The organism is Variovorax sp. LARHSF232, assembly GCF_052871435.1.
In genome coordinates this window covers 78,988-103,369 of record NZ_JBIXJS010000011.1, presented here as the reverse complement: position 1 = coordinate 103,369, position 24,382 = coordinate 78,988, and the positions used below count along the sequence as shown (strand labels likewise).

Annotated in this window: 27 protein-coding genes; 18 read left to right on the top strand and 9 right to left on the bottom strand. The window is 67.6% G+C overall.

The features are described from left to right. The first annotated feature begins 14 nt into the window (after positions 1-14). The 10 genes from bamB (at position 15) to ACIPRI_RS22905 (ending at position 9,871) form a co-directional block, all read left to right on the top strand. Complete coding sequence (gene bamB / locus ACIPRI_RS22950; protein ID WP_446623802.1) at positions 15-1,163, top strand: outer membrane protein assembly factor BamB; 1,149 nt, start codon at positions 15-17, stop codon at positions 1,161-1,163. 39 nt (positions 1,164-1,202) lie between these two features. Next, complete coding sequence (gene der, locus ACIPRI_RS22945) at positions 1,203-2,549, top strand: ribosome biogenesis GTPase Der (RefSeq protein WP_446623801.1); 1,347 nt, start codon at positions 1,203-1,205, stop codon at positions 2,547-2,549. Between the two features lie 150 nt (positions 2,550-2,699). Beyond that, complete coding sequence (gene hfq, locus ACIPRI_RS22940) at positions 2,700-2,945, top strand: RNA chaperone Hfq (protein ID WP_093378535.1); 246 nt, start codon at positions 2,700-2,702, stop codon at positions 2,943-2,945. Between the two features lie 58 nt (positions 2,946-3,003). Next, positions 3,004-4,173, top strand: a complete 1,170-nt coding sequence (hflX, locus tag ACIPRI_RS22935) for a GTPase HflX (RefSeq protein ID WP_446623800.1) — start codon at positions 3,004-3,006, stop codon at positions 4,171-4,173. A gap of 83 nt (positions 4,174-4,256) precedes the next feature. Next, entirely contained in the window at positions 4,257-5,585 is a 1,329-nt protein-coding gene (gene hflK, locus ACIPRI_RS22930) for an FtsH protease activity modulator HflK (protein ID WP_446623799.1), read from the top strand. Positions 5,586-5,612: 27 nt separating this feature from the next. Continuing rightward, complete coding sequence (hflC, locus tag ACIPRI_RS22925) at positions 5,613-6,509, top strand: protease modulator HflC (protein ID WP_446623798.1); 897 nt, start codon at positions 5,613-5,615, stop codon at positions 6,507-6,509. 32 nt (positions 6,510-6,541) lie between these two features. Next, entirely contained in the window at positions 6,542-6,730 is a 189-nt protein-coding gene (locus ACIPRI_RS22920; protein ID WP_446623797.1) for a DUF2065 domain-containing protein, read from the top strand. Positions 6,731-6,796: 66 nt separating this feature from the next. After that, on the top strand, positions 6,797-7,951 hold the full coding sequence (locus ACIPRI_RS22915; protein ID WP_446623796.1) for an ATP phosphoribosyltransferase regulatory subunit: 1,155 nt from the start codon (positions 6,797-6,799) through the stop codon (positions 7,949-7,951). 20 nt (positions 7,952-7,971) lie between these two features. Then, entirely contained in the window at positions 7,972-9,303 is a 1,332-nt protein-coding gene (locus ACIPRI_RS22910; RefSeq protein ID WP_446623795.1) for an adenylosuccinate synthase, read from the top strand. A gap of 43 nt (positions 9,304-9,346) precedes the next feature. Beyond that, positions 9,347-9,871 carry a phosphoribosyltransferase gene (locus tag ACIPRI_RS22905; RefSeq protein ID WP_446623794.1) on the top strand — a complete coding sequence of 175 codons (525 nt, stop codon included), beginning with the start codon at positions 9,347-9,349 and terminating at the stop codon, positions 9,869-9,871. Positions 9,872-9,878: 7 nt separating this feature from the next. Here ACIPRI_RS22905 and ACIPRI_RS22900 read toward each other — a convergent pair whose 3' ends face one another. Both ACIPRI_RS22900 and ACIPRI_RS22895 read right to left on the bottom strand, forming a co-directional pair. Further along, positions 9,879-10,325: a VOC family protein gene (locus ACIPRI_RS22900; protein ID WP_446623793.1), complete on the bottom strand. Its 447-nt coding sequence runs from the start codon at positions 10,323-10,325 to the stop codon at positions 9,879-9,881. 84 nt (positions 10,326-10,409) lie between these two features. Then, the gene (locus ACIPRI_RS22895) at positions 10,410-11,237 is read right to left on the bottom strand and encodes a helix-turn-helix domain-containing protein (RefSeq protein ID WP_446623792.1); all 828 of its coding nucleotides are present in this window, start codon (positions 11,235-11,237) and stop codon (positions 10,410-10,412) included. Between the two features lie 43 nt (positions 11,238-11,280). Here ACIPRI_RS22895 and ACIPRI_RS22890 point away from each other — a divergent pair, with 43 nt between their 5' ends. Both ACIPRI_RS22890 and ACIPRI_RS22885 read left to right on the top strand, forming a co-directional pair. Then, positions 11,281-12,474 (top strand): PLP-dependent transferase, encoded by a 1,194-nt coding sequence (locus tag ACIPRI_RS22890; RefSeq protein WP_446623791.1) that lies wholly within the window; start codon positions 11,281-11,283, stop codon positions 12,472-12,474. Between the two features lie 75 nt (positions 12,475-12,549). Continuing rightward, positions 12,550-12,753, top strand: a complete 204-nt coding sequence (locus ACIPRI_RS22885) for a hypothetical protein (RefSeq protein ID WP_446623790.1) — start codon at positions 12,550-12,552, stop codon at positions 12,751-12,753. Between the two features lie 99 nt (positions 12,754-12,852). On the opposite strand, the gene uraD is transcribed toward ACIPRI_RS22885, so the two are convergent. Both uraD and ACIPRI_RS22875 read right to left on the bottom strand, forming a co-directional pair. After that, positions 12,853-13,392 (bottom strand): 2-oxo-4-hydroxy-4-carboxy-5-ureidoimidazoline decarboxylase, encoded by a 540-nt coding sequence (gene uraD / locus ACIPRI_RS22880; protein ID WP_446623789.1) that lies wholly within the window; start codon positions 13,390-13,392, stop codon positions 12,853-12,855. Beyond that, a complete protein-coding gene (locus ACIPRI_RS22875) occupies positions 13,389-14,717 on the bottom strand; it encodes an MFS transporter (RefSeq protein ID WP_446623788.1) in 1,329 nt (442 codons plus the stop codon). The genes uraD and ACIPRI_RS22875 overlap by 4 nt, the downstream gene beginning before the upstream one ends. Before the next feature lie 173 nt (positions 14,718-14,890). Between ACIPRI_RS22875 and ACIPRI_RS22870 the strand changes: the two genes are divergently transcribed. Next, positions 14,891-15,829 (top strand): LysR family transcriptional regulator, encoded by a 939-nt coding sequence (locus ACIPRI_RS22870; RefSeq protein WP_446623787.1) that lies wholly within the window; start codon positions 14,891-14,893, stop codon positions 15,827-15,829. A gap of 8 nt (positions 15,830-15,837) precedes the next feature. Here the strand turns inward: ACIPRI_RS22870 and ACIPRI_RS22865 are convergent, their stop codons facing one another. Next, complete coding sequence (locus tag ACIPRI_RS22865) at positions 15,838-16,518, bottom strand: arylesterase (protein ID WP_446623786.1); 681 nt, start codon at positions 16,516-16,518, stop codon at positions 15,838-15,840. On the opposite strand from ACIPRI_RS22865, the gene ACIPRI_RS22860 reads away from it, so the two are divergent. Next, positions 16,517-17,239: an ABC transporter ATP-binding protein gene (locus ACIPRI_RS22860; protein ID WP_446623785.1), complete on the top strand. Its 723-nt coding sequence runs from the start codon at positions 16,517-16,519 to the stop codon at positions 17,237-17,239. The two genes, ACIPRI_RS22865 and ACIPRI_RS22860, sit on opposite strands and share 2 nt — an antisense overlap. 32 nt (positions 17,240-17,271) lie before the next feature. Continuing rightward, entirely contained in the window at positions 17,272-18,018 is a 747-nt protein-coding gene (rlmB, locus tag ACIPRI_RS22855; protein WP_446623784.1) for a 23S rRNA (guanosine(2251)-2'-O)-methyltransferase RlmB, read from the top strand. A 4-nt stretch (positions 18,019-18,022) separates the two neighbouring features. On the opposite strand, the gene ACIPRI_RS22850 is transcribed toward rlmB, so the two are convergent. From ACIPRI_RS22850 to ACIPRI_RS22840, 3 genes are read right to left on the bottom strand one after another with little or no spacing between them, the layout of a single operon-like run. Continuing rightward, complete coding sequence (locus ACIPRI_RS22850; protein ID WP_446623783.1) at positions 18,023-18,991, bottom strand: aldo/keto reductase; 969 nt, start codon at positions 18,989-18,991, stop codon at positions 18,023-18,025. A 43-nt stretch (positions 18,992-19,034) separates the two neighbouring features. Beyond that, complete coding sequence (locus ACIPRI_RS22845; RefSeq protein WP_446623782.1) at positions 19,035-19,637, bottom strand: chromate transporter; 603 nt, start codon at positions 19,635-19,637, stop codon at positions 19,035-19,037. After that, complete coding sequence (locus ACIPRI_RS22840) at positions 19,634-20,221, bottom strand: chromate transporter (RefSeq protein ID WP_446623781.1); 588 nt, start codon at positions 20,219-20,221, stop codon at positions 19,634-19,636. Before ACIPRI_RS22840 ends, ACIPRI_RS22845 begins: the two co-directional genes overlap by 4 nt. 73 nt (positions 20,222-20,294) lie before the next feature. Here ACIPRI_RS22840 and ACIPRI_RS22835 point away from each other — a divergent pair, with 73 nt between their 5' ends. The 3 genes from ACIPRI_RS22835 (at position 20,295) to ACIPRI_RS22825 (ending at position 23,301) form a co-directional block, all read left to right on the top strand. After that, the gene (locus ACIPRI_RS22835) at positions 20,295-21,203 is read left to right on the top strand and encodes a YihY/virulence factor BrkB family protein (protein ID WP_446623780.1); all 909 of its coding nucleotides are present in this window, start codon (positions 20,295-20,297) and stop codon (positions 21,201-21,203) included. Between the two features lie 130 nt (positions 21,204-21,333). Further along, positions 21,334-22,038 (top strand): aquaporin Z, encoded by a 705-nt coding sequence (gene aqpZ, locus ACIPRI_RS22830; protein ID WP_446623779.1) that lies wholly within the window; start codon positions 21,334-21,336, stop codon positions 22,036-22,038. Positions 22,039-22,080: 42 nt separating this feature from the next. Next, a complete protein-coding gene (locus tag ACIPRI_RS22825) occupies positions 22,081-23,301 on the top strand; it encodes a patatin-like phospholipase family protein (RefSeq protein WP_446623778.1) in 1,221 nt (406 codons plus the stop codon). Here the strand turns inward: ACIPRI_RS22825 and ACIPRI_RS22820 are convergent. Then, entirely contained in the window at positions 23,291-24,253 is a 963-nt protein-coding gene (locus ACIPRI_RS22820; RefSeq protein ID WP_446623858.1) for a bifunctional helix-turn-helix transcriptional regulator/GNAT family N-acetyltransferase, read from the bottom strand. The genes ACIPRI_RS22825 and ACIPRI_RS22820 overlap by 11 nt on opposite strands. Positions 24,254-24,382 lie beyond the last annotated feature (129 nt).

The window sequence follows — 24,382 nt, the reverse complement described above, 5'->3', positions numbered from 1 at the left end:
GAGTGATCCGCAACATGAACTTCCAGCGTTCCGTGCCTTGCGGCACGCGCCTTCTGCGAGGCGCGGCCGCCGTGCTGTCGATCGCCGTCCTGGCCGCCTGCCAGGGCACGAGCAAGCCCAAGCCGGCGGAGTTGCCGCCCAAGGCCGAGGTGCTGGGCGTGCGCCAGGCCTGGTCGGTGCAGATTCCCACGACCACCAGCTTCTCGCTGGTGGCCAATGTCTCGGGCGACGTGGTCACGGTGGCAGGTGCCGACGGCACCGTGGTGGCCATCGACGCGCGCAATGGCACCGAGATGTGGCGCGCCAAGGCGGGTGCACCGCTGGTGGCCGGCGTCGGCAGCGACGGCACCGTGGCGGCCGTGGTGACTAACGAAAACAACCTGGTGGCCCTGCAGGGCGGCAAGGTGCTGTGGAAGCAGAAGCTCTCGGCCGAGACCTACACCCCGCCGCTGGTGGCCGGCCGCCGCGTCTTCGTGCAGACGGCCGACCGCAACACCACCGCCTGGGACGGCCAGAGCGGCCGGCGCCTGTGGACGCAGACCCGCACTGCCGACAACCTGGTGCTCAAGCGGCCCGGCGTCATGCTGGCGGTGGGCGACACCCTGGTTGCAGGGGTGGGTGGCCGGCTGGTCGGCATGAACCCGGCCAACGGCGCTTCGCGCTGGGAATCGCCCATTGCGGCGCCGCGCGGCACCAACGACGTGGAGCGCCTGGTCGACCTGACCGGCACCGTCAGCCGAGTCGACAACAACCTGTGCGCGCGCGCCTATTTCGCCAGCATCGGCTGCGTGGACGCCACCCGCGGCGCCTTGCTGTGGAACAAGCCGGCCCAGGGCTCCGACGGGCTCGCCGGCGACGATCGCGCCCTGTACGGCACCGAGTCCAATGGTGTCGTCACTGCCTGGCGCCGCACCGACGGCGAGCGCCTGTGGAGCGTCGATACCTACAAGTACCGCAGCCTGACGGCGCCGCTGGCCGTCGGCCGTACGCTGATCATCGGCGAGGGAACCGGCCAGCTGCTGTTCCTCAACCGCGAAGACGGATCGCCCATCAACCGCGTCTCGCCCGATGGCTCGCCCATCGCGGCCGATCCGGTGTTGGCAGCCAACACGGTGGTGGTCGTCACCCGAAAGGGCGGCGTGTTTGGCTACCGTCCCGAGTGATGCTGCGCGCCCGACCCCACAACTAGAAAGAGATTGCGCATGAAACCAGTCATCGCGCTGGTCGGGCGGCCCAATGTGGGCAAATCGACGCTGTTCAACCGCCTCACGCAAAGCCGTGATGCGATCGTGTCCGACTATGCGGGCCTCACCCGCGACCGCCACTACGGCAACGGCAAGGCCGGCAAGCACGAGTACATCGTGATCGACACCGGCGGCTTCGAGCCCGACGCCGGCAGCGGCATCTTCAAGGAGATGGCCAAGCAGACCCGGCAGGCCGTGGCCGAGGCCGACGTGGTGATCTTCGTGGTCGACGCCCGCGACGGCCTGTCGGCCCAGGACCACGACATTGCCAACGAGCTGCGCCGGCTGGGCAAGCCCTGCCTGCTGGCGGCCAACAAGGCCGAGGGCATGGCCAGCAGCGCCAAGCTGGTCGACTTCTACGAGCTCGGCTTTGGCGAGGTGCATGCCGTCTCCGCCGCCCATGGCCAGGGCGTGCGCGGCCTGGTCGACCTGGCGCTCGAGGCGCTGAACCTGCCCGAGCCGGACGAGGACGAAGAGGACGACGAAGGCAACAACAAGCCGATCCGCCTGGCGGTGGCCGGTCGCCCCAACGTCGGCAAGTCGACCCTGATCAACACCTGGCTGGGCGAAGAACGCCTGGTGGCCTTCGACCAGGCGGGCACCACCCGCGACGCCATCATGGTGCCCTTCGAGCGCAACGGCCAGCGCTTCGAGCTGATCGACACGGCCGGCCTGCGCCGCAAGGGCAAGGTCTTCGAGGCGATCGAGAAGTTCTCGGTAGTCAAGACTCTGCAGGCCATCGAATCGGCCAACGTGGTGCTGCTGCTGCTCGACGCCACCCAGGGCGTGACCGACCAGGACGCCCACATCGCCGGCTACATCCTGGAAAGCGGCCGTGCGGTGGTGCTCGCCATCAACAAGTGGGACGCGATCGACAGCTACCAGCGCGAGCAGCTGCACCGGCAGATCGAGACCCGGCTGGCCTTCCTGAAGTTCGCCTCGATGCACTTCATCTCGGCCATCAAGCGCCAGGGCCTGGGCCCGCTGTGGCAGGCCATTGCGCAGGCCCACAAGGCGGCCACCCGCAAGATGTCGACGCCGGTGCTGACCCGCCTGCTGCACGAGGCGGTGCAGTTCCAGGCGCCCAAGAAGAGCGGCATGTTCCGCCCCAAGATGCGCTATGCGCACCAGGGCGGGATGAACCCGCCGGTGATCGTGGTCCACGGCAACTCGCTGGAGCACGTCACCGATGCCTACCGGCGCTTCCTGGAGGGGCGTTTCCGCAAGGAATTCGACCTGGTGGGAACGCCCTTGCGCATCGAGTTCAAGACCTCCCAAAATCCGTTTGCGGACAAGGACGAGTAGGGGCGGCCAGAGCGAGCGCGCGGCGGGCGGAAGGTTCCGTTTGCCGAGTGACTTTATTTTTTCAGGGCCATTGGGCCGGCCTGCTGCACCGCGGAAACCCTGTGTTAAGGTTCTCGATCCAACAACAACTTTTTGAACACGGAGAATATCGTGAGCAACAAAGGGCAGCTTCTGCAAGACCCATTCCTGAACACCCTGCGCCGTGAACACGTGCCGGTGTCGATCTACCTGGTCAACGGCATCAAACTGCAGGGGCAGATCGAATCCTTCGACCAGTACGTGGTCCTCCTGCGCAACACGGTGACCCAGATGGTGTACAAGCACGCCATTTCCACCATCGTGCCCGGACGCGCGGTCAACTTCTCGGCCAACGAGAGCGACGACGCGGCCGCCTGACCGGCACGGCGCGGCGGCTTTTCAAGCTGCCGCGTTTTTTTGAACGGTCTTACCCCGCTTGTCTGAACACATCCCCCGCCAAGAAGGCGCCGCCGTCCTCGTCGGCGTCGACTTTGGACTTCCGCATTTCGACAACGAGCTCGAAGAACTGGGCTTGCTCGCCCAAACCGGCGGCCTGACGCCCGTTGCCCGCCTGAGCTGCAAGCGCAAGGCGCCCGACGCTGCGCTCTTCGTGGGCAGCGGCAAGGCCGACGAGATCCGCGAACTGGCCGAGCTGCATCGCGCCAGCGAAGTCATCTTCGACCAGGCGCTCAGCCCGGCCCAGCAGCGCAACCTCGAGCGTGCCATCGGCATCGCCGTCTACGACCGCACCTTCCTCATCCTGGAGATCTTCGCGCAGCGTGCGCGCAGCCACGAGGGCAAGCTGCAGGTCGAACTGGCGCGCCTGCAATACCTGAGCACCCGGCTGGTACGCCGCTGGTCCCACCTGGAGCGCCAGCGTGGCGGCATCGGCACCCGGGGCGGCCCTGGTGAAACCCAGATCGAGCTGGACCGCCGGATGATCGGCGAAGCCATCAAGCGCACCCGCGAGCGCCTGGCCAAGGTGCAGCGCCAGCGCGGCACCCAGCGGCGCCGGCGCGAGCGGCGCGACACCTTCAACATTTCGCTGGTGGGCTACACCAACGCCGGCAAGTCCTCGCTGTTCAACGCGATGGTGAAGGCGCGCGCCTATGCCGCTGACCAGCTCTTTGCCACGCTGGACACCACCACCCGCCACCTCTACCTGGGCGAGGGCGCCGGGCAGGCCTCGATCTCCGACACGGTGGGCTTCATCCGCGAGCTGCCGCACGGCCTGGTCGACGCCTTCAAGGCCACCCTGCAGGAGGCGGTGGATGCCGACCTGCTGCTGCATGTGGTGGACGCCTCCAACCCGCACCATCCCGAGCAGATGGCCGAGGTGCAGAACGTGCTGCGCGAGATCGGCGCCGACGGCATTCCGCAGTTGCTGGTGTTCAACAAGCTGGACGTCCTGCAGCCCGAGCAGCGTCCCCTGCGCCTGGCGGACAGCATCGAGGTCGACGGCGCCCAGGTCGAACGCATCTTCCTGAGCGCTCGAAGCGGCGAAGGCCTGCCGGCGCTGCGCGAAGAGCTGAGCCAGCGCGCCCAGGCCGACAACGAGGCGATGCCCCTTGCCGACGCTGCGCCTTTGCATGGCGCCGTCCATTGATTGGCACAATCTGCGCCACTGAATTCCAAGAGAAGAAAAGAAAGCGAATGATTGCAAAGCCACTGTGGAGACGGTTTCACGGCATGTTCAATCTGAACGACGGCCGCTGGGGCCGCGGTGACGACAACTCGCCCGAGGGCGATCGTCCTGCCAACCGGCCCGATGCCGAACCGCCGGGCCGTCCGCCCGCGCCGCCGGAGCGGCCGCGTGGCAATGGTCCGAACCAGGGACCGCCCGACCTGGACGAGCTGTGGCGCGACTTCAACCGCAAGCTGGGTGGCCTGTTCGGCGGGCGCGGCGGCAATCAGCCCCCCTCGGGCGGCAACGGCGGCAATGGCAACTTCAAGCCCGACATGAAGAACGCCGGCTTTGGCCTGGGCCTGGTGGCCGTGGTGGCCCTGCTGATCTGGCTGGGCACGGGCTTCTTCATCGTGCAGGAAGGGCAGCAGGCCGTCATCACCCAGTTCGGCCGCTACAAGACCACCGTGGGCGCCGGCTTCAACTGGCGCCTGCCGTACCCGATCCAGCGCCACGAGCTGGTGGTGGTGACGCAGATCCGCTCGGTCGACGTCGGGCGCGATTCCATCGTGCGCACCACCGGCCTGCGCGAATCGGCCATGCTGACCGAGGACGAGAACATCGTCGAGATCAAGTTCGCCGTGCAGTACCGGCTGAGCGACGCCCGCGCCTACCTCTACGAGAGCAAGGCGCCGGCCGAAACGGTGGTGCAGGTGGCCGAGACCGCCGTGCGCGAAGTGGTCGGCAAGATGAAGATGGATGCGGCGCTGGCCGAGGAGCGCGACCAGATCGCTCCGCGCGTGCGCGCCCTGATGCAGACCATCCTGGACCGCTACAAGGTCGGCGTCGAAGTGGTGGGCATCAACCTGCAGCAAGGCGGCGTGCGTCCGCCCGAACAGGTACAGGCCGCCTTCGACGACGTGCTCAAGGCCGGCCAGGAACGCGAGCGCGCCAAGAACGAGGCGCAAGCCTATGCCAACGACGTGGTGCCGCGCGCCACCGGTACCGCATCGCGCTTGAAGGAAGAATCGGAAGCCTACAAGGCCCGCGTCGTGGCGCAGGCGCAGGGTGACGGACAGCGCTTTGCCCAGGTGCTGGCGGAGTACCAGAAGGCGCCGCAGGTCACGCGCGACCGCATGTACGTGGACGCCATGCAGCAGGTCTACAGCAACACCACCAAGGTGCTGGTCGATTCCAAGCAGGGCTCCAACCTGCTGTACCTACCGCTGGACAAGCTGATGCAGCAGACCGGCCAGGCCAGCGCCGGCGCGCCGGCCGACGCGCCGCCGCCCAGCGTGGCAGGCACGGCGCCGCCCCAGTCCTCGCTGGTGGCGCCCGGCGGTGGCGAGTCGCGTGCGCGCGACGGCCGTTCGCGCGATCGGGACGTGCGTTGAAGCAGCAGCGACAAGAAAAAGACTGACATGAACAGAATCGGATTCATCGCCACCTCCTTCCTGATCGCGCTCATGGTGCTGAGCTCGACCCTCTTCGTGGTCGACCAGCGCCAGTTCGGCGTGGTCTACGCGCTGGGGCAGATCAAGGAAGTCATCACCGAGCCGGGCCTCAACTTCAAGCTGCCGCCGCCGTTCCAGAACGTGTCGTACATCGACAAGCGCCTCCTGACCATGGCCAGCCTCGACACCGAGCCGATGCTCACCGCCGAGAAGCAGCGCGTGGTCATCGACTGGTACGTGCGCTGGCGCATCATCAACCCGTCCGAGTACATCCGCAACGTCGGCCTGGACGAGAACGCGGGCGCCAACCAGCTCAACCGCGTGGTGCGCAACGCCTTCCAGGAGAACATCAACAAGCGCACCGTGCGCGACCTGATCTCGGTGCGCCGCGAGGCCCTGATGGCCGACGTGCAGCGCGAGGTGCTGGCGGTGGTCAAGGGCAGCAAGCCCTGGGGCATCGACGTGGTCGACGTGCGCATCACCCGTGTTGACTACGTGGAAGCCATCACCGAGTCGGTCTATCGCCGCATGGAAGCCGAGCGCAAGCGCGTGGCCAACGAGCTGCGCTCCACCGGCTATGCCGAAGGCGAGAAGATCCGTGCCGACGCCGACCGCCAGCGCGAAGTGATCGTGGCCAACGCCTACCGCGATGCCCAGGCCATCAAGGGCCAGGGCGATGCGCAGGCCGCGTCCGTCTACGCCGAAGCCTTTGGCCGCGATGCGCAGTTCGCGCAGTTCTACCGCAGCCTCGAGGCCTACAAGCAGAGCTTCAACAAGAAGGGCGACGTGCTGGTGGTCGACCCCACGGGCAGCGACTTCTTCCGCGCCATGCAAAGCCCGGGCGCCGCTGCGCCTCGTCGCTGATCCGGCGGACGGACAACCAGGCAGGGCAGCGCATGGCCAGCGATGTCTTCTGGAGTGCGCTGGCGCTGGTGCTGGTGATCGAGGGGCTCCTGCCTTTGCTGTCGCCGGGCAGCTGGCGGCGCGGCTTCTCGCAGCTGCTGCAACTGCGTGACGGGCAGCTGCGCTTCTTCGGCCTTTGCAGCATCGTGGGCGGTTTGCTGCTTCTTTGGCTGGTGGGGTGAGAGGGCGTAACGGGGACCTGTAAAATCCCTGTTTTAACCGCCCGGGACTTTTGTTCCTCGCCCCACATGTCTGCCTGGGTTCTCCCGGACCACATTGCCGATGTGCTGCCTTCCGAGGCGCGCCACATCGAAGAACTCCGACGCCAACTGCTCGATACCGCTCGCAGCTACGGCTATGAGCTGGTGATGCCGCCGCTCTTGGAGCACCTGGAGTCGCTGCTGTCGGGCACCGGCGAAGCGCTCGACCTGCAGACCTTCAAGCTGGTCGACCAGCTCTCCGGCCGCTCCATGGGCCTGCGTGCCGACACCACGCCGCAGGTGGCCCGCATCGACGCCCACCTGCTCAATCGCCGGGGCGTGGCGCGCCTGTGCTACTGCGGCCCGGTGCTGCACACCCGGCCCGATCGCCCGCATGCCACGCGCGAGCCGCTGCAGTTCGGCGCGGAGATCTATGGCCACGCCGGCATCGAGGCCGACATCGAAAGCCTGCGCCTGGCGCTGGACTGCCTGCAGGCAGCCGGTGTGCGCGACGGTGCCGTGGTCGACCTGGCCGATGCCCGCATCGTGCGCGCGCTGCTGGCCGACGCCACGCAGGATGCCGCCGTCGTGGCACGCGTGCATGCTGCCCTGGCCGCCAAGGATGCGAGCGAGCTGCGTGCCATCACCCAGGACTTTCCCGCTGCCTCGCGCGAAGGCCTCCTGGCCCTGGTGCAGCTCTTTGGCGATGCCAAGGTGCTGGACGAGGCGCAGCAGGCGCTGGGCAAGGTGCCCGGCGTGGAACACGCCCTCGACGAGCTGCGCCTGCTGGCCAAGTACCAACTGGACGGCGCGCGCATCAGCTTCGACCTGGCCGACCTGCGCGGCTATGCCTACTACAGCGGCATGCGCTTTGGCATCTACGTGCCCGGCGCGGCCGATGCGCTGGTGCGCGGCGGCCGCTATGACGAAGTCGGCGCCGTGTTCGGACGCAACCGACCGGCCGTCGGCTTCAGCCTGGACGTGCGCGAGCTGGTCGGCGTGCTGCCGGCGCGCCCGCTGCGCGCTGCCATCCGTGCGCCCTGGCGCGATGCCGCTGGCCTGCGCGCCGCCATTGCGGCGCTGCGTGCGCAAGGCGAGACCGTGGTGTGCGTGCTGCCTGGCCACGACAGCGAAATCGACGAATTCCACTGCGACCGCGAGCTCACCGAGCAGGGCGGCCAATGGAACGTGTTACCCATCTGAATCGAACAATCGGAATGACTATGAGCGCAACCACCGGAAGAAACGTGGTCGTCGTCGGCACCCAGTGGGGCGACGAAGGCAAGGGCAAGCTGGTCGACTGGCTGACGGAAAGCGCCCAGGGCGTGGTCCGTTTCCAGGGCGGCCACAACGCGGGTCACACGCTGGTGATCAACGGGGTGAAGACCGCGCTGCACCTGATCCCCAGCGGCATCATGCGCCCGGGCGTCAAGTGCTACATCGGCAATGGCGTGGTGCTGTCGGCGGCCAAACTGTTCGAGGAGATCGAGGGCCTGGAGAAGGCTGGTGTCGAGGTGCGTTCGCGCCTGCGCATCAGTGAAGCCTGCCCGCTGATCCTGCCTTTCCACGCGGCATTGGACATCGCCCGCGAGGCCTACCGCGAGAAGGGGGGCGTCGAGAAGATCGGCACCACCGGCCGCGGCATCGGCCCGGCCTACGAGGACAAGATCGCACGCCGTGCGCTGCGCGTGCAGGACCTGAAGCACCCCGAGCGCTTTGCCGCCAAGCTGCGCGTGTGCCTGGACCTGCACAACCACGTGCTGGTGGAAGTGCTGGGCGCCAAGGCTGTTGACTACCAGGCCGTGTACGACGAGGCGATGCGCCACGCCGAGCTGCTCAAGCCGATGATGGCCGACGTCTCGCGCGAACTGAACGAAGCCAACAAGCACGGCGCCAACCTGCTGTTCGAAGGCGCGCAAGGCACCCTGCTGGACGTGGACCATGGCACCTATCCCTACGTCACTTCGAGCAACTGCGTGGCCGGCAATGCGGCCGCCGGCTCGGGCGTGGGCCCGGGCATGCTGCACTACATCCTGGGCATCACCAAGGCCTACTGCACGCGCGTGGGCGGCGGTCCCTTCCCGACCGAGCTGGACTGGGAAACGCCCGGCACCGTGGGCTATCACCTCAGCACCGTGGGCGCCGAGAAGGGCGTGACCACCGGTCGCAGCCGCCGCTGCGGCTGGTTCGACGCGGCCCTGCTCAAGCGCTCGGCGCAAGTCAACGGCCTGTCGGGCCTTTGCATCACCAAGCTGGACGTGCTGGATGGCCTGAAGGAGCTGCTGCTGTGCACCGGCTACATGCTGGACGGCGAATACACCGACATCCTGCCGATGGGCGCCGACGAGATCGAGCGCTGCACGCCGGTCTACGAGACCCTGGAAGGCTGGAGCGACAGCACTGTGGGCGTGACCCAGTTCGAGAAGCTGCCGGTCAATGCGCGCCTGTATCTGCAGCGCATCGAGCAGGTCACCGGTGTGCCGATCCACATGGTGTCCACCAGCCCGGACCGCGACCACACCATCATGATGCGCCACCCCTACCTGGCCGATTGACCCCATCATCACTGCGCCGAACCACCCCCAGGAGCCTCACCAAATGTTGACCGAAGACGGCAAGCATCTCTACGTTAGCTACGACGAATACAACAACCTGATCGAGAAGCTCGCCATCAAGATCCATCAGTCGGACTGGGAGTTCGACACCATCCTGTGTCTGGCGCGTGGCGGCATGCGTCCGGGCGACGTGCTGTCGCGCATCTTCGACAAGCCGCTGGCCATCATGTCGACCAGCTCCTATCGCGCCGACGCCGGCACGGTGCGCGGCCACCTCGACATCGCGCGCTTCATCACCACCCCCAAGGGCGAAATTGCGGGCAAGGTGCTGCTGGTGGACGACCTGGCCGACTCGGGCCACACCCTGCACGCGGTGATGGACATGCTGCGCAACAACTACAAGCCCATCACCGAGCTGCGCAGCGCGGTGATCTGGACCAAGGCGCTGTCCACCTTCACGCCGGACTACTCGGTGGACTACCTGGCCACCAACCCGTGGATCCACCAGCCCTTCGAGTACTACGACTCGCTCGGGGCCGAAAAACTGATCGAGAAGTGGTCGGTCTGACCGAAGCTCAGCAGCCCGGCTCCTTGTCGTAGCGGCGCTGCATCTCTTCGGTCGTCACATCCTCGATGTGATGGCCGACGTTCCAGCGGTGGCCGAAAGGGTCGAAGAAACTGCCGGAACGCTCGCCGTAGAACTGGTCCGCCAGCGGCATGTGCAGCGTGGCGCCGGCCAGCAAGGCCTTGTCCACCACCTCGTCGGCGTTCTCCACATGCAGATGAATGGTGACCGCGGTGCCGCCGATCGACTTGGGGCTGCGGATGCCGTACTCGGCAAACTCTTCGCTCAGCATGAGCGTGGCGCCGTCGAAGTCCAGCTCCACATGGCCGATGCGGCCGCCTGGCTCGGTGAGCCGGAACTTCTCCTTCATGCCGAACACGCGGCCGTAGAAGTCGACCGCCGCATTGGCGTCGTGCACGCACAGGTAGGGGAACATCTCTCGCGCTGCTGCTGCCATGGAATCACCTCGTCATCGAATCAATGTGTGGCGGCCATTCTCGGCCTCCACGCAAGGGGCGTCTTGTAAGAAATTGACCCTGCTTCAGCGCGGAACGTGCCGTGGCGAAGCGGGCGTCGCCCTGCGCCAGGCCTGCGGCGACAGGCCGGCAAAGCCGGTGAAGGCGTGCGTCAGGTGCGACTGGTCGCTGTAGCCGGCGTCGACAGCAATCTGTGCCCAATCGAGCTGCGGCTGCGCCGCCGCCAATGCGAGCACGCGGTTCAGCTGATTCAGGCCGGCGTACGCCTTGGGCGCCAGCCCGGTGGCGCCGCGAAACAAGTCAATGAATCGGCGATGGCTCAAGCCGCTGTGCCGAACCACCTGGGCGACGGGCGGCGCGCCCCGCATCAAGGGTGCCAGGGCTTGCGCCACGGCCGGGTGCAGGCCGTGGAAGCAGCCGCCCAGGCGATCGAGCAGCAGGGCCTCGAACAGCTCGAGCTGTCGCGCCAGGCTGTCGGCCGCCTGCAGGCGCTCCAGCGCCAGGTTGGCATGCAGGCCCCACAGCGCATCCAGCGGCGTATGGCGGCCTGCCAGGTGCCCTTCTGGCGCGCCGAACAAGGGCAGTGCAGCCCCCGGGTGCAGCAGGGCGCCGACCGAGGCCGTGGGTCGCGACACGTCACGTGCATGGAAGCTGCTGCGAGCGCCACTGACGATGGCATGCCCAACCGCGCTGCCCAGCCGGTCCTCGGCGCCCGCAAAGATCCGCAGCGACGGCCCCGACAGCCGGAAGACCAGGTGCATCGCGCCAGTGGGCAGCACATGCTCGCGCCCGCTGGGATGCGGCTTGGCGGCCGTATCCGGCGCCATGGCCCATAGCGCCTGCACGAACGGGCGCAGCCGTGGCGAGGAAGGCGGGCGCATCAGGTGCGGCATGGGGCGCATTGTGGGCGCTTTGGCGCGCGTTAGCATCCCGGCCATGAGCAAGCCCATCACCGACCTGATCCACCATCCCTATTCGCCGCCCGAGCATTTCGAGGCACCGCAGCCGGGTGTCTTCAAGGCCTCGACCGTCTTCTTTGCCGACGTGGCCGCGATGCGCGCGCGCGACTGGAAGACCAAGGCGGGCTACACCTACGGCCTGCACGGCACGCCCACCACCTTCATGCTGGAGGAGCGGCTGGCGGCCCTGGAGGGCGGCAGCGAATGCCTGCTGGCGCCCAGTGGCCTGGCGGCCGTCTCACTGGTGTCGCTGGCCTTGCTCAAGACCGGCGACGAGCTGCTGCTGCCGGACAACGTCTACGGCCCCAACAAGGCGCTGGCAAGCGGCGAGCTGGCCAACTTCGGCATCACGCACCGCTTGTACGACCCGATGAACCCGCGCGACCTGGCGGCCAAGCTGTCGGACAAGACGCGCCTGGTGTGGATCGAGGCGGCCGGCTCGGTGACCATGGAATTTCCCGACGTGCCGGCACTGGCGCGCATCTGCCGGGAGCATGGCGTGGTGAGCGCACTGGACAACACCTGGGGCGCCGGCCTGGCCTTCCGGCCCTTCGACCTGGAAGGCGAGGGCGAGGGGGTGGATGTGTCGGTGCAGGCCCTCACCAAGTACCCCAGCGGCGGCGGCGACGTGCTGATGGGCAGCGTCATCACCAATGATCCCGCGCTGCACCTGAAAATCAAGCTGACCCACATGCGGCTTGGCATCGGCGTCGGCGTGGACGACGTGCAGGCGGTGATGCGCTCGCTGCCCAGCATGGTGTTGCGCTACCGCGCCCACGACGCCAGCGCCCGCGTGCTCGCCCGCTGGCTGGCCCAGCGCGACGAAATTGCCCAGGTGCTGCATCCTGCGCTGGAAGGCTCGCCCGGCCACGACAACTGGCGCGAACTGTGCGGCGCCGATGGCTTGGCAGCCGGCCTTTTCTCCGTGGTGTTCGACGAGCGCTACGGCACCGAGCAGGTCGACCGCTTCTGCGACGCGCTGGAACTTTTTCGCCTGGGCTATTCCTGGGGTGGCCCGATCAGCCTGGTGGTGCCCTACGACATCGGCCTGATGCGCGACCCCAAGGTGGCGCCATGGCCGTACAAGGGCACGCTGGTGCGCTTTTCAGTCGGGCTGGAGGCCGTGGAAGACCTGCAGGCGGACCTGGAGCAGGGGCTGAGTGCCCTTTGATGGTCGGGCGATACTCGTTTCGCTTACATTGTGGGCATTGCCGTCATCAGGACGGAGCTCGTTCAAGGAGAAGCTGTGGCTACACCCAATTACGGCTACGAAAAGCGCCAGAAGGAGCTTGCGAAGAAGAGAAAGAAGGAAGACAAGCTCAAGGCCAAGGCCGATCGCAAGCTCGGCATCGGCGGCGCTGAGTTGGCGCCGGACGATCCGGATTCCGACGTGGCATCGCAGGAGCATGATCCACCCACCGTGCCGGATATCCCGACGAAGAACGCCTGAGCGTGTCTCCCGGATGAAAACCACCGCCTTGCCGGCGGTGGTTTTTTTTGCGCCTGGTTTCAGCCGCCGCGCCAGCTGTCGTCGCCCTCCGATGCAGGCTCAGTCTGCCTCGAACAGCCGCTGGAGCCGAAGGCGCGTGATGATCGCGATCTGGCCGAGTGCCGCGGCGCGCTCGTGCTCGGTGTCGTTGGCGATGCGTTGGTGCAGCGCCGCGAAGATCTGGGCTCGGGTGTTGGTCAGCACCGCGATCACGAAGGGAAAGCCATGGCGCGCCGCGTAGGCGGCGTTGAGTGCGCGCAACTGCGCGACTTCGTCGTGGCTCAGCGCATTCAGGCCGGCCTGCTCGGTGGTGGAGTGCTCGGTCATGGTGCCGGCTTGCGCTTCCTTGCCGGCGAGTTCCGGATGCCGGCGCAGGAACTCGACCTGCTGCTCGGGCGCCAGCGCGCGCACCGCGTCGATCATGGCGTCGTGAAGCGTGTCGAGATCGGCAAAGGGGCGCTGCGCCCTGGCGGCTTGCGCGACCCAGGGCGAATGCTCGAACACGCCTCCGAGCGCTTCGACGAATCGACGGTCGTTGCAGCGGTTGAGTTCGTCCAGGACCAGTGGCGCCGCCGCGAGAGTCGAATCCGCCTGGCTCATGCCGCCGCCTTGCGCACGAAGCGCGGAACGAACACCAGGATCAGCAACAGCGCACACACCTCGATGCCCGCCACGACGAACAGGCCGGGCGAAAGCTGCCCGGTCGAGGTCTTGATCAGGCCCAGCATCCACGGCGCGCCGAAACCGGCGAGGTTGGCGATCGAGTTGATCAGTGCCACGCCGCCGGCCGCGGCCGTGCCGGCGAGGAAGCGCCCGGGCAGTTGCCAGAAGACCGGGATGGCGCTCATGGTGCCGACGATGGCGACGGTCTGGGCGACCAGCGCGAGCAGGGGATTGACATGGATCAGGAAGGCGGTGGCCGCCAGGCCCGCGGCGCCCAGCGCCGCCGCGATGCCGCAATGCAGGCGGCTTTCCTGCTGCCGGTCGGAGCGGAAGCCGTTGTAGACCATGCCCACCGCGCCGCACAGGTAGGACGCCGCCATGATCCAGCCCACCGTCGCCGGGTTGCTGAAGCCGACCTCCTTCACCACCGAAGGGCCGAAGAAGGTCAGGGAGGAATTGGCCGCGATGATGCAGAAGTACACCAGGATCATGACCCACATGCGCGGGTCCTTCAGCGCGGACAGCAGGCTCTCCTCGCGGTGCCCCAGCGACTTGCCGTCCCGGGCCAGGTCATCGACCACCAGGCGGCGCTGCTCGGCGGTCAGCCAGCGCGCCTGCTCGGGCCGGTCGGTCAGGTAGAACCAGGTCACGATGCCGGCGATGATGGAGGGAATGCCCTCGATCAGGAACACCCACTGCCAGCCCGACCAGCCGTTGAGGCCGTGCATGTTGTTCATGATGGTGCCCGCCAGCGGCCCGCCGATCACCCCGGCCACCGCCGAGGCCGACATGAACATGCCGAAGGCCTTGGCGCGCCGCTCGCTCGGGTACCAGTAAGTCAGGTACAGGATGATCCCGGGATAGAAGCCGGCTTCGAATACGCCCATCAGGAAGCGCAGGAAATAGAACATCTCCGGCGTCTTCACGAACATGGTCGCCACGCAGACCAGGCCCCAGCCGATGGTGATGCGCATGATGGTCTTGCGCGCGCCGATCTTCTGCAACAGCAGGTTGGAGGGCACCTCGAAGAAGAAGTAGCCCAGGAAGAAGATGCCGGCGCCCAGGCCGTAGATCGCGTCGCTCCAGCGCAGCTCGTCGAGCATGGTGAGCTTGACGAAGCCCACGTTGACGCGGTCGATCCAGGCCAGCACCCAGAGCACGAAGATGAAGGGAATGATGCGCCAGGTGATGCGCCGGTAGGCCGCGTCCAGCGCGCTGGGCGCGTTCGATGCCGCCTGCGGGATCTCGATTGCTGTTGTCATTGAATTTGTCTCCTTTGTTTTGCAGCCGGCGTTTGTCGCGCGAAGCGGCCGTGTGCGGAAATCGAATTGGGCCAGCCGGGGCCCTGCGGTGTCGATAGGCCGGCGGCATCTGATTGCCTATAGACTGCATCGGCGATGGCGATACACAAGCAGCACAAGCAGCGGACGGCACGATGACCCGAGGGATTGACCAGCTCGACGGGCACCTGCTGCGCGTGCTGGCCACGGTGATCGAGGAGCGCAGCGTCTCGCGCGCCGCGGCTCGGCTGCGGCAAAGCCAGCCGGCCGTGAGCGGCTCGCTCAAGCGACTGCGCGAGATCTTCGGCGATGCCCTCCTGGTGCGCGACGGCACGGCCATGGTGCCGACGGCGCGCGCCGCCGGGCTGGCCGGGCAGGCACGCCATGCACTGGATGCGCTGGAGGCCATGCTGCAGCAACCGGGCCACTTCGTGCCGGGCGAAGCGCAACTGCGCTTTCGCATCGCCTCACCGGACTACATCGCGCCCGCCTGGATCGCGCACCTGGTCCAGCGGGTCGCCGCCGAGGCGCCTGGCTGCCGCGTCGAACTACGCCCGCTGGGGCCAACCTACGACTACGAGCGCGCGCTGGGCGAGGACGAACTCGACCTGGTGATCGGCAACTGGCCCGCGCCGCCGGAGCACCTGCACATCTCGCTGCTGCTGGAGGACGAGGTGGTCTGTCTACTGGCGCGCGACCATCCGCTGGCGCGCCGCAAACGCGTGGACGAGGCCGCGTACCTCGCGGCCGGCCACATCGTGCCGCTGCCCTATGCGCTGGCGCAGCGCGGCGTGGTCGAAACCCATCTGGCCGAGCGCCGGCTCCAGCGCGATGCACGGGTGCAGGTGCCGTACTTCGCGCTCGGCGCATCGATCGCGGCGCAGACGCAGTTCATCTTCACCACCGCACGCCACTTTGCGCACTACCACGCGGGCCTGTTGCCGCTGGCGGTGCTGCAGGCGCCCGAAGGCTTTCCGCGCATGCGCTTCTACCAGCTGTGGCATGACCGGGTCCATCATTCGCCGGCGCATCGCTGGCTGCGTGCGCAGGTGACACGGGTGGTCCGGGAACTGGCCGCGAGCAGCGCCGAATGAGACTGGCCTCAGAGCAGCTTCTTCAGCTCCGGCCACACGTTGTCCAGCATCCGGGGCTGCGCCACGGCAGCCGGGTGGATGCGGTCGGTCTGGAACAGCGCCGGCGCCTCCGGCACATCGGCCACGCCCTTGAGCAGAAAGGGCACCAGCCCCGCCTGGGTGTTGCTGGCCACAGCGCTGAACATCTCTTCGAACTTGCGCGTGTAGTCGGCGCCGTAGTTGGGCGGCACCTGCATGCCCACCAGCAGCACCTTGGCGCCGGCCGCCTGGGCGGCGCGGGTCATCTGGGTCAGGTTGTCTTCGGTGCTCTTGAGCGGCAGGCCGCGCAGCGCGTCGTTGCCGCCCAGTTCCAGGATCACGTGCGAAGGCTTGTGCTGTGCCAGCAGGGCCGGCAGGCGCGAGCGGCCGCCCGAGCTGGTGTCGCCGCTGATGCTGGCATTGATGACCGTTGCGGCAATGCGCTGGTCGGCAATGCGCTTTTCCAAGAGGGGCACCCAGCCTTCGCCGCGCTTGAGGCCATATTCGGCGCTCAGCGAATCGCCCACCACCAGCACCACGGCGCCACGCTTGCTGCTCACAGGCACGGGTTGCTGCTGTTGTGCATGCGCCAGGGGCAACCCCAGCAAAGCGGCGGCTGCGCCGACCGCGATAAAGTGGCGCCGATCCACCTTCAGCCCAAGAACCTTCATGTCCCCCAATCCTTCCGTTGCTGTTCGTTCCGATGAAGACGCCATTGTGGCCGTCGAGCATGTGTTCAAGTCGGTGTCCGATTCCGCCGGCACCCTGGACATTCTGCAGGACATCCACTTCACCCTCGGCGCGCGGCAGACGGCGGCCATCGTCGGCGCCTCCGGCTCGGGCAAGAGCACCTTGCTGTCGATCATCGCCGGGCTGGACACGCCCACCCGCGGCACCGTGCGGTTGGCGGGGCAGGACCTGTTCGCCATCGACGAAGACGATCGCGCCGCCCTGCGGGCCCAGAAGGTGGGATTCGTGTTCCAGAGCTTTCAGCTGCTGGGCAACCTCACCGCGCTGGAAAACGTGATGCTGCCGCTGGAGCTGGCCGACCGCAAGGACGCGCGCAAGGCCGCGGCCGAGATGCTGGGCCGGGTCGGCCTGTCGCAGCGCCTGGGCCACTATCCCAAGGTGCTGTCGGGCGGCGAGCAGCAGCGCGTGGCGCTGGCCCGCGCCTTCGTCGTGCAGCCGGCCCTGCTGCTGGCCGACGAGCCCACCGGCAGCCTGGACTTCGCCACCGGCGAGCAGGTGATGCGCCTGATGTTCGACCTCAACCGCGAGCTGGGCACCACGCTGGTGCTGGTGACGCACGACCGCGGCATCGCGGCGCAGTGCGAGCACCGCGTGACGATCGAGGCTGGACGCGTCGTGCCGGGCGACGAAATTGGCGTCTGAGTGAAAAGCCGGGAGGCCTCGATAATCGGGGGATGTCTTCCCCCAAAGTGATTTTCGGCTTTCATGCCGTGGGCGTTCGCATCAAGACCGCACCGGCATCGGTGATCGAGGTGCTGTTCGACGCCAGCCGGCGCGATGCGCGCATGAAGCAGTTCATGGCCCGTGCGCAGGAGGCCGGCGTGCGGTTGATCGAGGCCGATGGCGAGCGCCTGGCGCGGTTGGCCGGCAGCCATGGCCACCAGGGCGTGGCGGCGCGCGTGCAGCCGGTGGTTCAAACCCATTCGCTCGATGAACTGCTGGAGTCGCTGGAAGCGGCCGGCACCGTGCCCCTGCTGCTGGTGCTCGACGGCGTGACCGATCCGCACAACCTGGGCGCCTGCCTGCGCGTGGCCGACGGCGCCGGTGCCCATGCGGTGATCGCGCCCAAGGACCATGCGGCCGGCATCAACGCCACCGTGGCCAAGGTGGCCAGCGGCGCGGCCGAGACGGTGCCCTACTTCATGGTGACCAACCTGGCGCGCACGCTGAACGAGCTCAAGGAACGCAACATCTGGTGCGTGGGCACCAGCGACGACGCGCCGGCCACGCTCTACCAGAGCGACCTGAAGCGCCCCGTCGCCTTGGTTCTGGGCGCCGAGGGCGCGGGCATGCGCCAGCTCACGCGCAAGACCTGCGACGAGCTGATCAGCATTCCGATGGCCGGCGCGGTCGAGAGCCTGAACGTCTCGGTGGCCAGCGGCGTTTGCCTGTACGAGGCGCTGCGCCAGCGCACAGGCTGACGCCTCAGGCCGGCTTCGCTTCTTCCGCGCTGGCCGCATCCAGTGCGGCGATGGTGCCGGCATCCAGCTGCAACTGCGCCGCGGCCATCAACTCGTTCAGCTGCGCCATCGAGGTTGCGCTGGCAATGGGCGCCGTGATCGAGGGCCGCGCCACCTGCCAGGCAATGGCGATCTGACCGGGCGTGCTGCTGTACTGCTTGGCCGCCTTGTCCAGCGCGTCCAGGATACGCAGGCCGCGCGGGTTCAGATATTTGCCGACGGCCCCATTGCCGCGTGCGCTCTTGGCGGCGTCGGCCTCGCTGCGGTACTTGCCGGTCAGGAAGCCCGAAGCCAGCGCGTAGTAATTGATGACGCCCAGGCCCTCCTGTACGCACAGGGGCTCCAGCTCGGCTTCGTACGCCGCCCGGTCGTACAGGTTGTAGAGCGGCTGCAGGCATTCGTAGCGCGGCAGGCGGGCGCGCTTGGAGACGTCCAGCGCCTGCGCCAGCCGCGGCGCGCTGTAGTTGGAGGCGCCGATGGCGCGCACCTTGCCCACCTTGATCAATTCGGCAAAGGCGCCCAGCGTGTCTTCCAGCGGCGTGGCGGGGTCGTCCTCGTGTGCCTGGTACAGGTCGATGTGATCCGTCTTCAGCCGGCGCAGCGATGCATCGACCGCCTCGCGGATGTAGGCGGGCGCCAGGCCGACCTTCTTGTCGCCCATGGCCATGCCCACCTTGGTGGCCAGCACGATGCGGTTGCGTTTGCCGCTCTGGCGCAGCCACTTGCCGATGATGCTTTCTGATTCGCCGCCCACATGGCCGGGCGCCCAGCGCGAATAGACGTCGGCGGTGTCGACGAAGTTGAAGCCGGTGTCGACCCAGGCGTCGAGCATGCGAAAGCTCAGCGCCTCGTCGGCGGTCCAGCCGAACACGTTGCCGCCAAAAGCCAGCGGGGAAACTTCAAGGCCGGAACGGCCCAGCGGTCGCAGATCCATGAGTGTTGTTCTCCTCGTATCCCTAGTTTCTTCCAAATCCGTGTCAGACGATGCCCAGCGCGCCCAGCAAGGCACCGGCCCCCAGCAGCCAGAGCAGATGGATGCGCGTGCGCCACACCAGAAAGGCCGCCACCGCCGTCAGCAGCCACAGGTGCCAGGGCGCGGAACTGCTGGCGGCGCCGTTGGCGGCGGCCAGCACCCAGGCGGTGGCCAGCAGCAGGCCGATCACCACCGGGCCCATGCCCTGCTTGAAGGCGCGCACCGCGCGACGCTCGCGGTTGCGGTGGCCCCAGCGGGTCGCGAAGTAGGTGAGGGTCGTGCTGGGCAGCATGATGCCCACCAGGGTCACGGCCAGTCCGACCAGGCCCAGCGGCCAGGCGCGCATGCCGGCCTCCACCCCGCCGGCGGCGTTGATGCCCACGTTCCAGCCCATCAGGGCGACGAACAGCACATTGGGTCCGGGCGCGGCCTGCGCGATCGCCACCGAAGAATTGAACTGCGCGTCGCTGAGCCAGCCCTGCTGCGTCACCAGGTAGCGGTGCATGTCGGGCACGGTGGTGATGGCGCCGCTGATGGAGATCAGCGACAGGAACATGTATTGCAGGAAGAGGGCCAACCAGTCGGGCCATGCCATCGAAATGCTCATGGCCCGATCCTCCGCCAGGTCCAGACGCAGGCGGCGCCGCCAAAGGCAAGCAGCACGGCGATCAGTGGCCAGCGGAGCAAGGCGATGGCGCCAAACACCAGCGCCACCAGCGCCATGGCCATGCGCGGCCCCAGCGGATGGCGGCGCAGCGTGGGCATCAGCTTGATGCCGGTGGCGGCAATCAGGCCGGCGGCCACCGCACCCATACCGCGCAGCGCACCCGCCACCTGCGGCTGGCCGGCGAACTGGGCATAGACCAGGGCCAGCACGACGATCAGCGCCGTCGGCAGCGCCAGCATGCCGGCCAGGGCCGCCAGCGCGCCGCGCAGGCCGAAGTAGCGGTCGCCCAGCATCAGCGCGAGGTTGATCACGTTGGGGCCGGGCAGCACCTGCGCCACGGCCCACTCCTCGACGAATTCCTCGGGCGAGAGCCAGCGCTTGTGCTCGACGATGCCTCGCTGCACCACGGCCAGCACGCCGCCAAAGCCCTGCAGGGCGAGCCAGTTGAAGGTCCAGAAAATCTCGCGGGTGGATTGGGGGCGCGGCCTCGGGTCGGGCGGCATGTCGGGGGAAGCCGGTTGCATCGGCCGATCATAGGATCGAAGAAGTGTGCGTGCGTCCGACTCAAGCAAGGTGTCTTCGGCGAGACTTCGGAGCATGAAGCTGCGCCAACTCTTCGACCTCTGCAAGAAGGCCGTGACGTCCTGGCAGGACGACTACGCGCCCAGCATGGGCGCGGCGTTGGCCTACTACACGGTGTTTTCCATCGCACCGCTGCTGCTCATCGTGATCTCGGTGGCTGGCCTGGTGTTCGGCGAAGCGGCGGCGCGCGGCGCCATCTTCGGCCAGCTCTCCGGGCTGATGGGCGCCGAGGGCGCGATGGCGGTGCAGGGCCTGCTCAATTCGGTGAACAAGCCGGCCGAAGGCATCGTGGCCACGGTCACCGGGCTGCTGCTGCTGATCCTGGGCGCGACCACCGTCTTTCGCGAACTGCAGGATGCGCTGGACCGCATCTGGCGGGCGCCAGCCCGTCCCACCGGCGGCGTGTGGCAGATGGTGCGCACGCGCCTCCTGTCCTTCGGCCTGATCATGGGAATCGGCTTCCTCTTGATGGTGTCGCTGGTGGCCAGCGCGGTCTTCGCGGCCCTGGGCAAGTGGTGGGCGCCGGTGTTCGGCGGCTGGACCGTGGTGGCCCAGGTGGTCAACTTCACGTTCGGCTTTGCCGTCACCGTGGTGGGCTTCGCCATGATCTACAAGCTGATGCCGCGCGCCCGGGTGCAGTGGCGCGACGTGTGGGTGGGCGCGGCGGTGACGGCGCTGCTCTTTTCCATCGGCAAGCATCTGATCGGCCTGTACATCGGCAAGAGCAGCGTGGCCTCCGGCTTCGGCGCGGCGGGCTCCCTGGTGGTGGTGCTGGTGTGGGTGTACTACTCGGCGCAGATCTTTCTCTTGGGCGCCGAGTTCACCTGGGTCTATGCGCACGAGTTCGGCTCGCTCAAGGGCCGCCAGCGTCCGGCTGGGCCAGCATCGGTTGGCGACGAAGCGAATTTCACTTCGCTTTCGTGAACACCTTCGCACTGCGAAGCGCACGGTGACATTGCGCCAGATTTCGGCCATCCCCTCGTTTCTAGAATGCCCGGCCTTTCGGCCTGGCTGGAGGCTTTTTGACGAACAACTCACCAGGGAGAAAAATGACATGAACAGTACGTTGAAGAAACTATCGGCCGAGTGCCTCGGCACCTTCTGGCTCACATTTGGCGGCTGCGGCTCGGCTGTGCTGGCGGCGGCCTATCCGGAACTGGGCATCGGCTTCGCCGGGGTGGCGCTGGCCTTCGGCCTCACCGTGCTGACTGGCGCCTATGCCTTCGGGCCGGTGTCGGGCGGGCACTTCAATCCGGCGGTATCGGTGGGCCTGGCGGTGGCGGGGCGCTTTCGCTTTTCCGAGCTGCCGGGCTATGTCATCGCGCAGGTCTTCGGCGCCGTCGCCGCGGCCGCGGTGCTCTACATGATCGCCACCGGCAAGCCCGGCTACGAGGTGGCCGGCTTTGCCAGCAACGGTTTCGGCGAGCGCTCGCCCGGCAAGTACAGCATGACGGCTGCGCTGCTCACCGAGGTGGTGCTGACGGCGGTGTTCCTGTTGGTCATCCTGGGTGCCACCGCCAAGCGCGCGGCCGCCGGCTTCGCGGGGCTGACGATCGGCCTGTGCCTGACCCTGATCCATCTGGTGTCCATTCCCGTCACCAACACCTCGGTCAATCCAGCGCGCAGCACCGGTCCCGCGCTGTTCGCGGGCGACGCCGGTGCCGTCGACCAGTTGTGGTTGTTCTGGGTGGCGCCGATCGTGGGCGCCATCGTGGGGGCGGCGGTCCATCGCCTGTTCCAGTCGGAAGACGAATTCTGAGTTCAGGCGGCCTGCTGGTTCGATGTTGTCAAATCGGGCCCCATGAGCAAGACAAGACCGACCAACGGACTCAACGACAAGCGGCGCGCCGCCATGCAGAAGGCGCGCCGGGCCCTGGTGCTGCAGGGGGGCGGTGCGCTGGGGGCCTACCAGGCGGGCGTCTATGCGGCACTGCGCGGCACGCAGCGGCCGCCCGACTGGATTGCCGGCGTTTCCATCGGCGCCATCAACGCCGCGCTGATCGCCGGCAATGCGCCCGAGAAGCGGGTCGAGCGCCTGCGCGAGTTCTGGGAGCTGCTGTCTTCCGGCCCCGCGCAGCGGCTGCCCTCCTGGCTGGCCACGCGCGAGATGCTCAACCAGTGGAGCGCCACCATGGCCTCGATCGTCGGCGTGCCGGGCTTCTTCGAGCCGCGCCGCACGCCGGCGCTGCTGCTCGGCACCGCGGCGCCCTTGCTGAGCGTGTACGACACCTCGCCGCTCAAGAGCACGCTGGAGCGCCTGGTCGACTTCGATCGGCTCAACGACGACGGCATTCGCGTCAGCGTGGGCGCGGTCAATGTGCGCACCGGCAACTCGGTCTACTTCGACAACACGCAGCAGCGCCTGACGGTGGAGCACATCATGGCCTCCGGCGCCTTGCCGCCCGGCTTTGCCCCGGTGACCATCGACGGCGAGGACTACTGGGACGGCGGCATCGTGTCCAACACGCCGCTGCAATACGTGCTGGACCTGCATCCGCGCAGCGAGCCGCTGGTGGTGCTGCAGGTCGACCTGTTCAGCGCCCGCGGGCTGTTGCCCACCACCCTGTCGGAAGTGATGGAGCGGCAAAAGGACATCACCTATTCCAGCCGCACCCGCATGAACACCGACGCGATGGCTGCCAACCTGAACCTGCAGCAGGCCATTGCCGACCTGATCGCCAAGCTGCCGCCGCAGATGCGCCAGGACCCGAGCGTGGCGCAGGTGCAGGCGATGCTGACGCACGAGCCCATCGACATCTTTCACCTGATCTACCGCGACAAGCCCTACGAGCAGGAGTCGAAGGACTACGAGTTCTCGCGCGCCGCGGTGGACGAGCACTGGGAGTCCGGCATGCGCGACATGCGGCGCACCCTGGCCAACCCCGAGTTGCTGATGGGCACAGCCGCATTGAACGGCGTCACCACCTACGACCTGTGCGAAGAAGGCGCGCCGCGGGTCAAGCATCCGATGGCCGACCCGACCGCCACGGTGCGCAACGGCCGGCGCGCAACTAGAGCTTGAGCGACCAGGTCTCGCCCACCAGCTGCTGGCCAAAGCCCTCGTAAGGCTCGGACTTGTCCAGCTTGAAGCCGCGCGAGGCATAGATGCCGCGCGCGGCCGTCAGGCAGCTGTTGGTCCACAGCACCATCTTCCGGTAGCCCTTGGCGCGGGCGAAGGCGATGCATTCGTCGGTCAGCCGGGCGCCCAGGCCCATGCCGCGTGCGCGCGGGGCCAGCAGCAGCATGCGCAACTGCGCGCTGGTGGCGGATTTGGCGCACAGGAACACCGCGCCCACGCGCTCGCCGTCGAGTTCGGCGATCCAGCACTTCTCGCGGCCCGGCTGGAAGTTGCGCACGAACTTGGCAGCAATGTCGGCCACCAGCGCCTCGAACTCGCTGTTCCAGCCGTACTCGCGGGCGTAGATCTCGCCGTGCTGCTGCACCACCCAGCCGATGTCGCCGGGCGCCGGGTCGCGCAGGACCACGGTGCGCGGCGCGGCGGCCCCCGCACCCGCCTGCGCCGGGGACAGCAGGGCCTGCACCGTTTCCATGGCATGGATCAGGCGCTGCTGGTCGGCCGGCGCCAGGCGGGCGAGCAGGGCGGCAGCCTCGTCGCGCGATTTCTGCTGCAGCGGCCCGAAGGCTTCGCGCCCGGCCGGAGTCAGCGTCAGCACGCTCTGCCGGCCGTCGCCGGCGCGGGTGGCGCGGGTGAGCCAGCCCTGGGTTTCGAAGCGGCGCAGGATGCGGCTCAGGTAGCCGCCGTCCAGCCCGAGGTCGCGCGCGATCTCGCTGGCCACCGGCTCGGGGCGGTGCGCCAGTTCGTAGAGCACGCGCACCTCGGTCAGGGGCAGGGCGCCGCCCAGATAGGGGTCGAGAGCGCCGATTTCGCGGGTGTAGAAGCGATTGAACTGGCGCACGGCCTTCACGGCCGCGGCGGAAGGCAGGGGGCTGTCGGCGAGGTTCATGCTTGCCATTGTCATATAAATGCTTGACTGAGGCAATCAATTGGCGCGCCGATGCCAGGCGGCGGGACAGGGCCATGCGGGACAAAACCTGTGGAAAACCCTAAAATGAAAGGTTGCCCGCCAAGGCGTGTCCATGCC

What these genes read in the sequence shown, in the direction of transcription:
- bamB (WP_446623802.1), top strand. Translation starts at nt 15, where the DNA reads ATGAACTTCCAGCGTTCCGTGCCTTGCGGCACGCGCCTTCTGCGAGGC.
- der (WP_446623801.1), top strand. Translation starts at nt 1,203, where the DNA reads ATGAAACCAGTCATCGCGCTGGTCGGGCGGCCCAATGTGGGCAAATCG.
- hflK (WP_446623799.1), top strand. Translation starts at nt 4,257, where the DNA reads ATGTTCAATCTGAACGACGGCCGCTGGGGCCGCGGTGACGACAACTCG.
- hflC (WP_446623798.1), top strand. Translation starts at nt 5,613, where the DNA reads ATGAACAGAATCGGATTCATCGCCACCTCCTTCCTGATCGCGCTCATG.
- ACIPRI_RS22920 (WP_446623797.1), top strand. Translation starts at nt 6,542, where the DNA reads ATGGCCAGCGATGTCTTCTGGAGTGCGCTGGCGCTGGTGCTGGTGATC.
- ACIPRI_RS22915 (WP_446623796.1), top strand. Translation starts at nt 6,797, where the DNA reads ATGTCTGCCTGGGTTCTCCCGGACCACATTGCCGATGTGCTGCCTTCC.
- ACIPRI_RS22910 (WP_446623795.1), top strand. Translation starts at nt 7,972, where the DNA reads ATGAGCGCAACCACCGGAAGAAACGTGGTCGTCGTCGGCACCCAGTGG.
- ACIPRI_RS22905 (WP_446623794.1), top strand. Translation starts at nt 9,347, where the DNA reads ATGTTGACCGAAGACGGCAAGCATCTCTACGTTAGCTACGACGAATAC.
- ACIPRI_RS22900 (WP_446623793.1), bottom strand. Translation starts at nt 10,325, where the DNA reads ATGGCAGCAGCAGCGCGAGAGATGTTCCCCTACCTGTGCGTGCACGAC.
- ACIPRI_RS22895 (WP_446623792.1), bottom strand. Translation starts at nt 11,237, where the DNA reads ATGCCGCACCTGATGCGCCCGCCTTCCTCGCCACGGCTGCGCCCGTTC.
- ACIPRI_RS22890 (WP_446623791.1), top strand. Translation starts at nt 11,281, where the DNA reads ATGAGCAAGCCCATCACCGACCTGATCCACCATCCCTATTCGCCGCCC.
- uraD (WP_446623789.1), bottom strand. Translation starts at nt 13,392, where the DNA reads ATGAGCCAGGCGGATTCGACTCTCGCGGCGGCGCCACTGGTCCTGGAC.
- ACIPRI_RS22875 (WP_446623788.1), bottom strand. Translation starts at nt 14,717, where the DNA reads ATGACAACAGCAATCGAGATCCCGCAGGCGGCATCGAACGCGCCCAGC.
- ACIPRI_RS22870 (WP_446623787.1), top strand. Translation starts at nt 14,891, where the DNA reads ATGACCCGAGGGATTGACCAGCTCGACGGGCACCTGCTGCGCGTGCTG.
- ACIPRI_RS22860 (WP_446623785.1), top strand. Translation starts at nt 16,517, where the DNA reads ATGTCCCCCAATCCTTCCGTTGCTGTTCGTTCCGATGAAGACGCCATT.
- ACIPRI_RS22865 (WP_446623786.1), bottom strand. Translation starts at nt 16,518, where the DNA reads ATGAAGGTTCTTGGGCTGAAGGTGGATCGGCGCCACTTTATCGCGGTC.
- rlmB (WP_446623784.1), top strand. Translation starts at nt 17,272, where the DNA reads ATGTCTTCCCCCAAAGTGATTTTCGGCTTTCATGCCGTGGGCGTTCGC.
- ACIPRI_RS22850 (WP_446623783.1), bottom strand. Translation starts at nt 18,991, where the DNA reads ATGGATCTGCGACCGCTGGGCCGTTCCGGCCTTGAAGTTTCCCCGCTG.
- ACIPRI_RS22845 (WP_446623782.1), bottom strand. Translation starts at nt 19,637, where the DNA reads ATGAGCATTTCGATGGCATGGCCCGACTGGTTGGCCCTCTTCCTGCAA.
- ACIPRI_RS22840 (WP_446623781.1), bottom strand. Translation starts at nt 20,221, where the DNA reads ATGCAACCGGCTTCCCCCGACATGCCGCCCGACCCGAGGCCGCGCCCC.
- ACIPRI_RS22835 (WP_446623780.1), top strand. Translation starts at nt 20,295, where the DNA reads ATGAAGCTGCGCCAACTCTTCGACCTCTGCAAGAAGGCCGTGACGTCC.
- aqpZ (WP_446623779.1), top strand. Translation starts at nt 21,334, where the DNA reads ATGAACAGTACGTTGAAGAAACTATCGGCCGAGTGCCTCGGCACCTTC.
- ACIPRI_RS22825 (WP_446623778.1), top strand. Translation starts at nt 22,081, where the DNA reads ATGAGCAAGACAAGACCGACCAACGGACTCAACGACAAGCGGCGCGCC.
- ACIPRI_RS22820 (WP_446623858.1), bottom strand. Translation starts at nt 24,253, where the DNA reads ATGGCAAGCATGAACCTCGCCGACAGCCCCCTGCCTTCCGCCGCGGCC.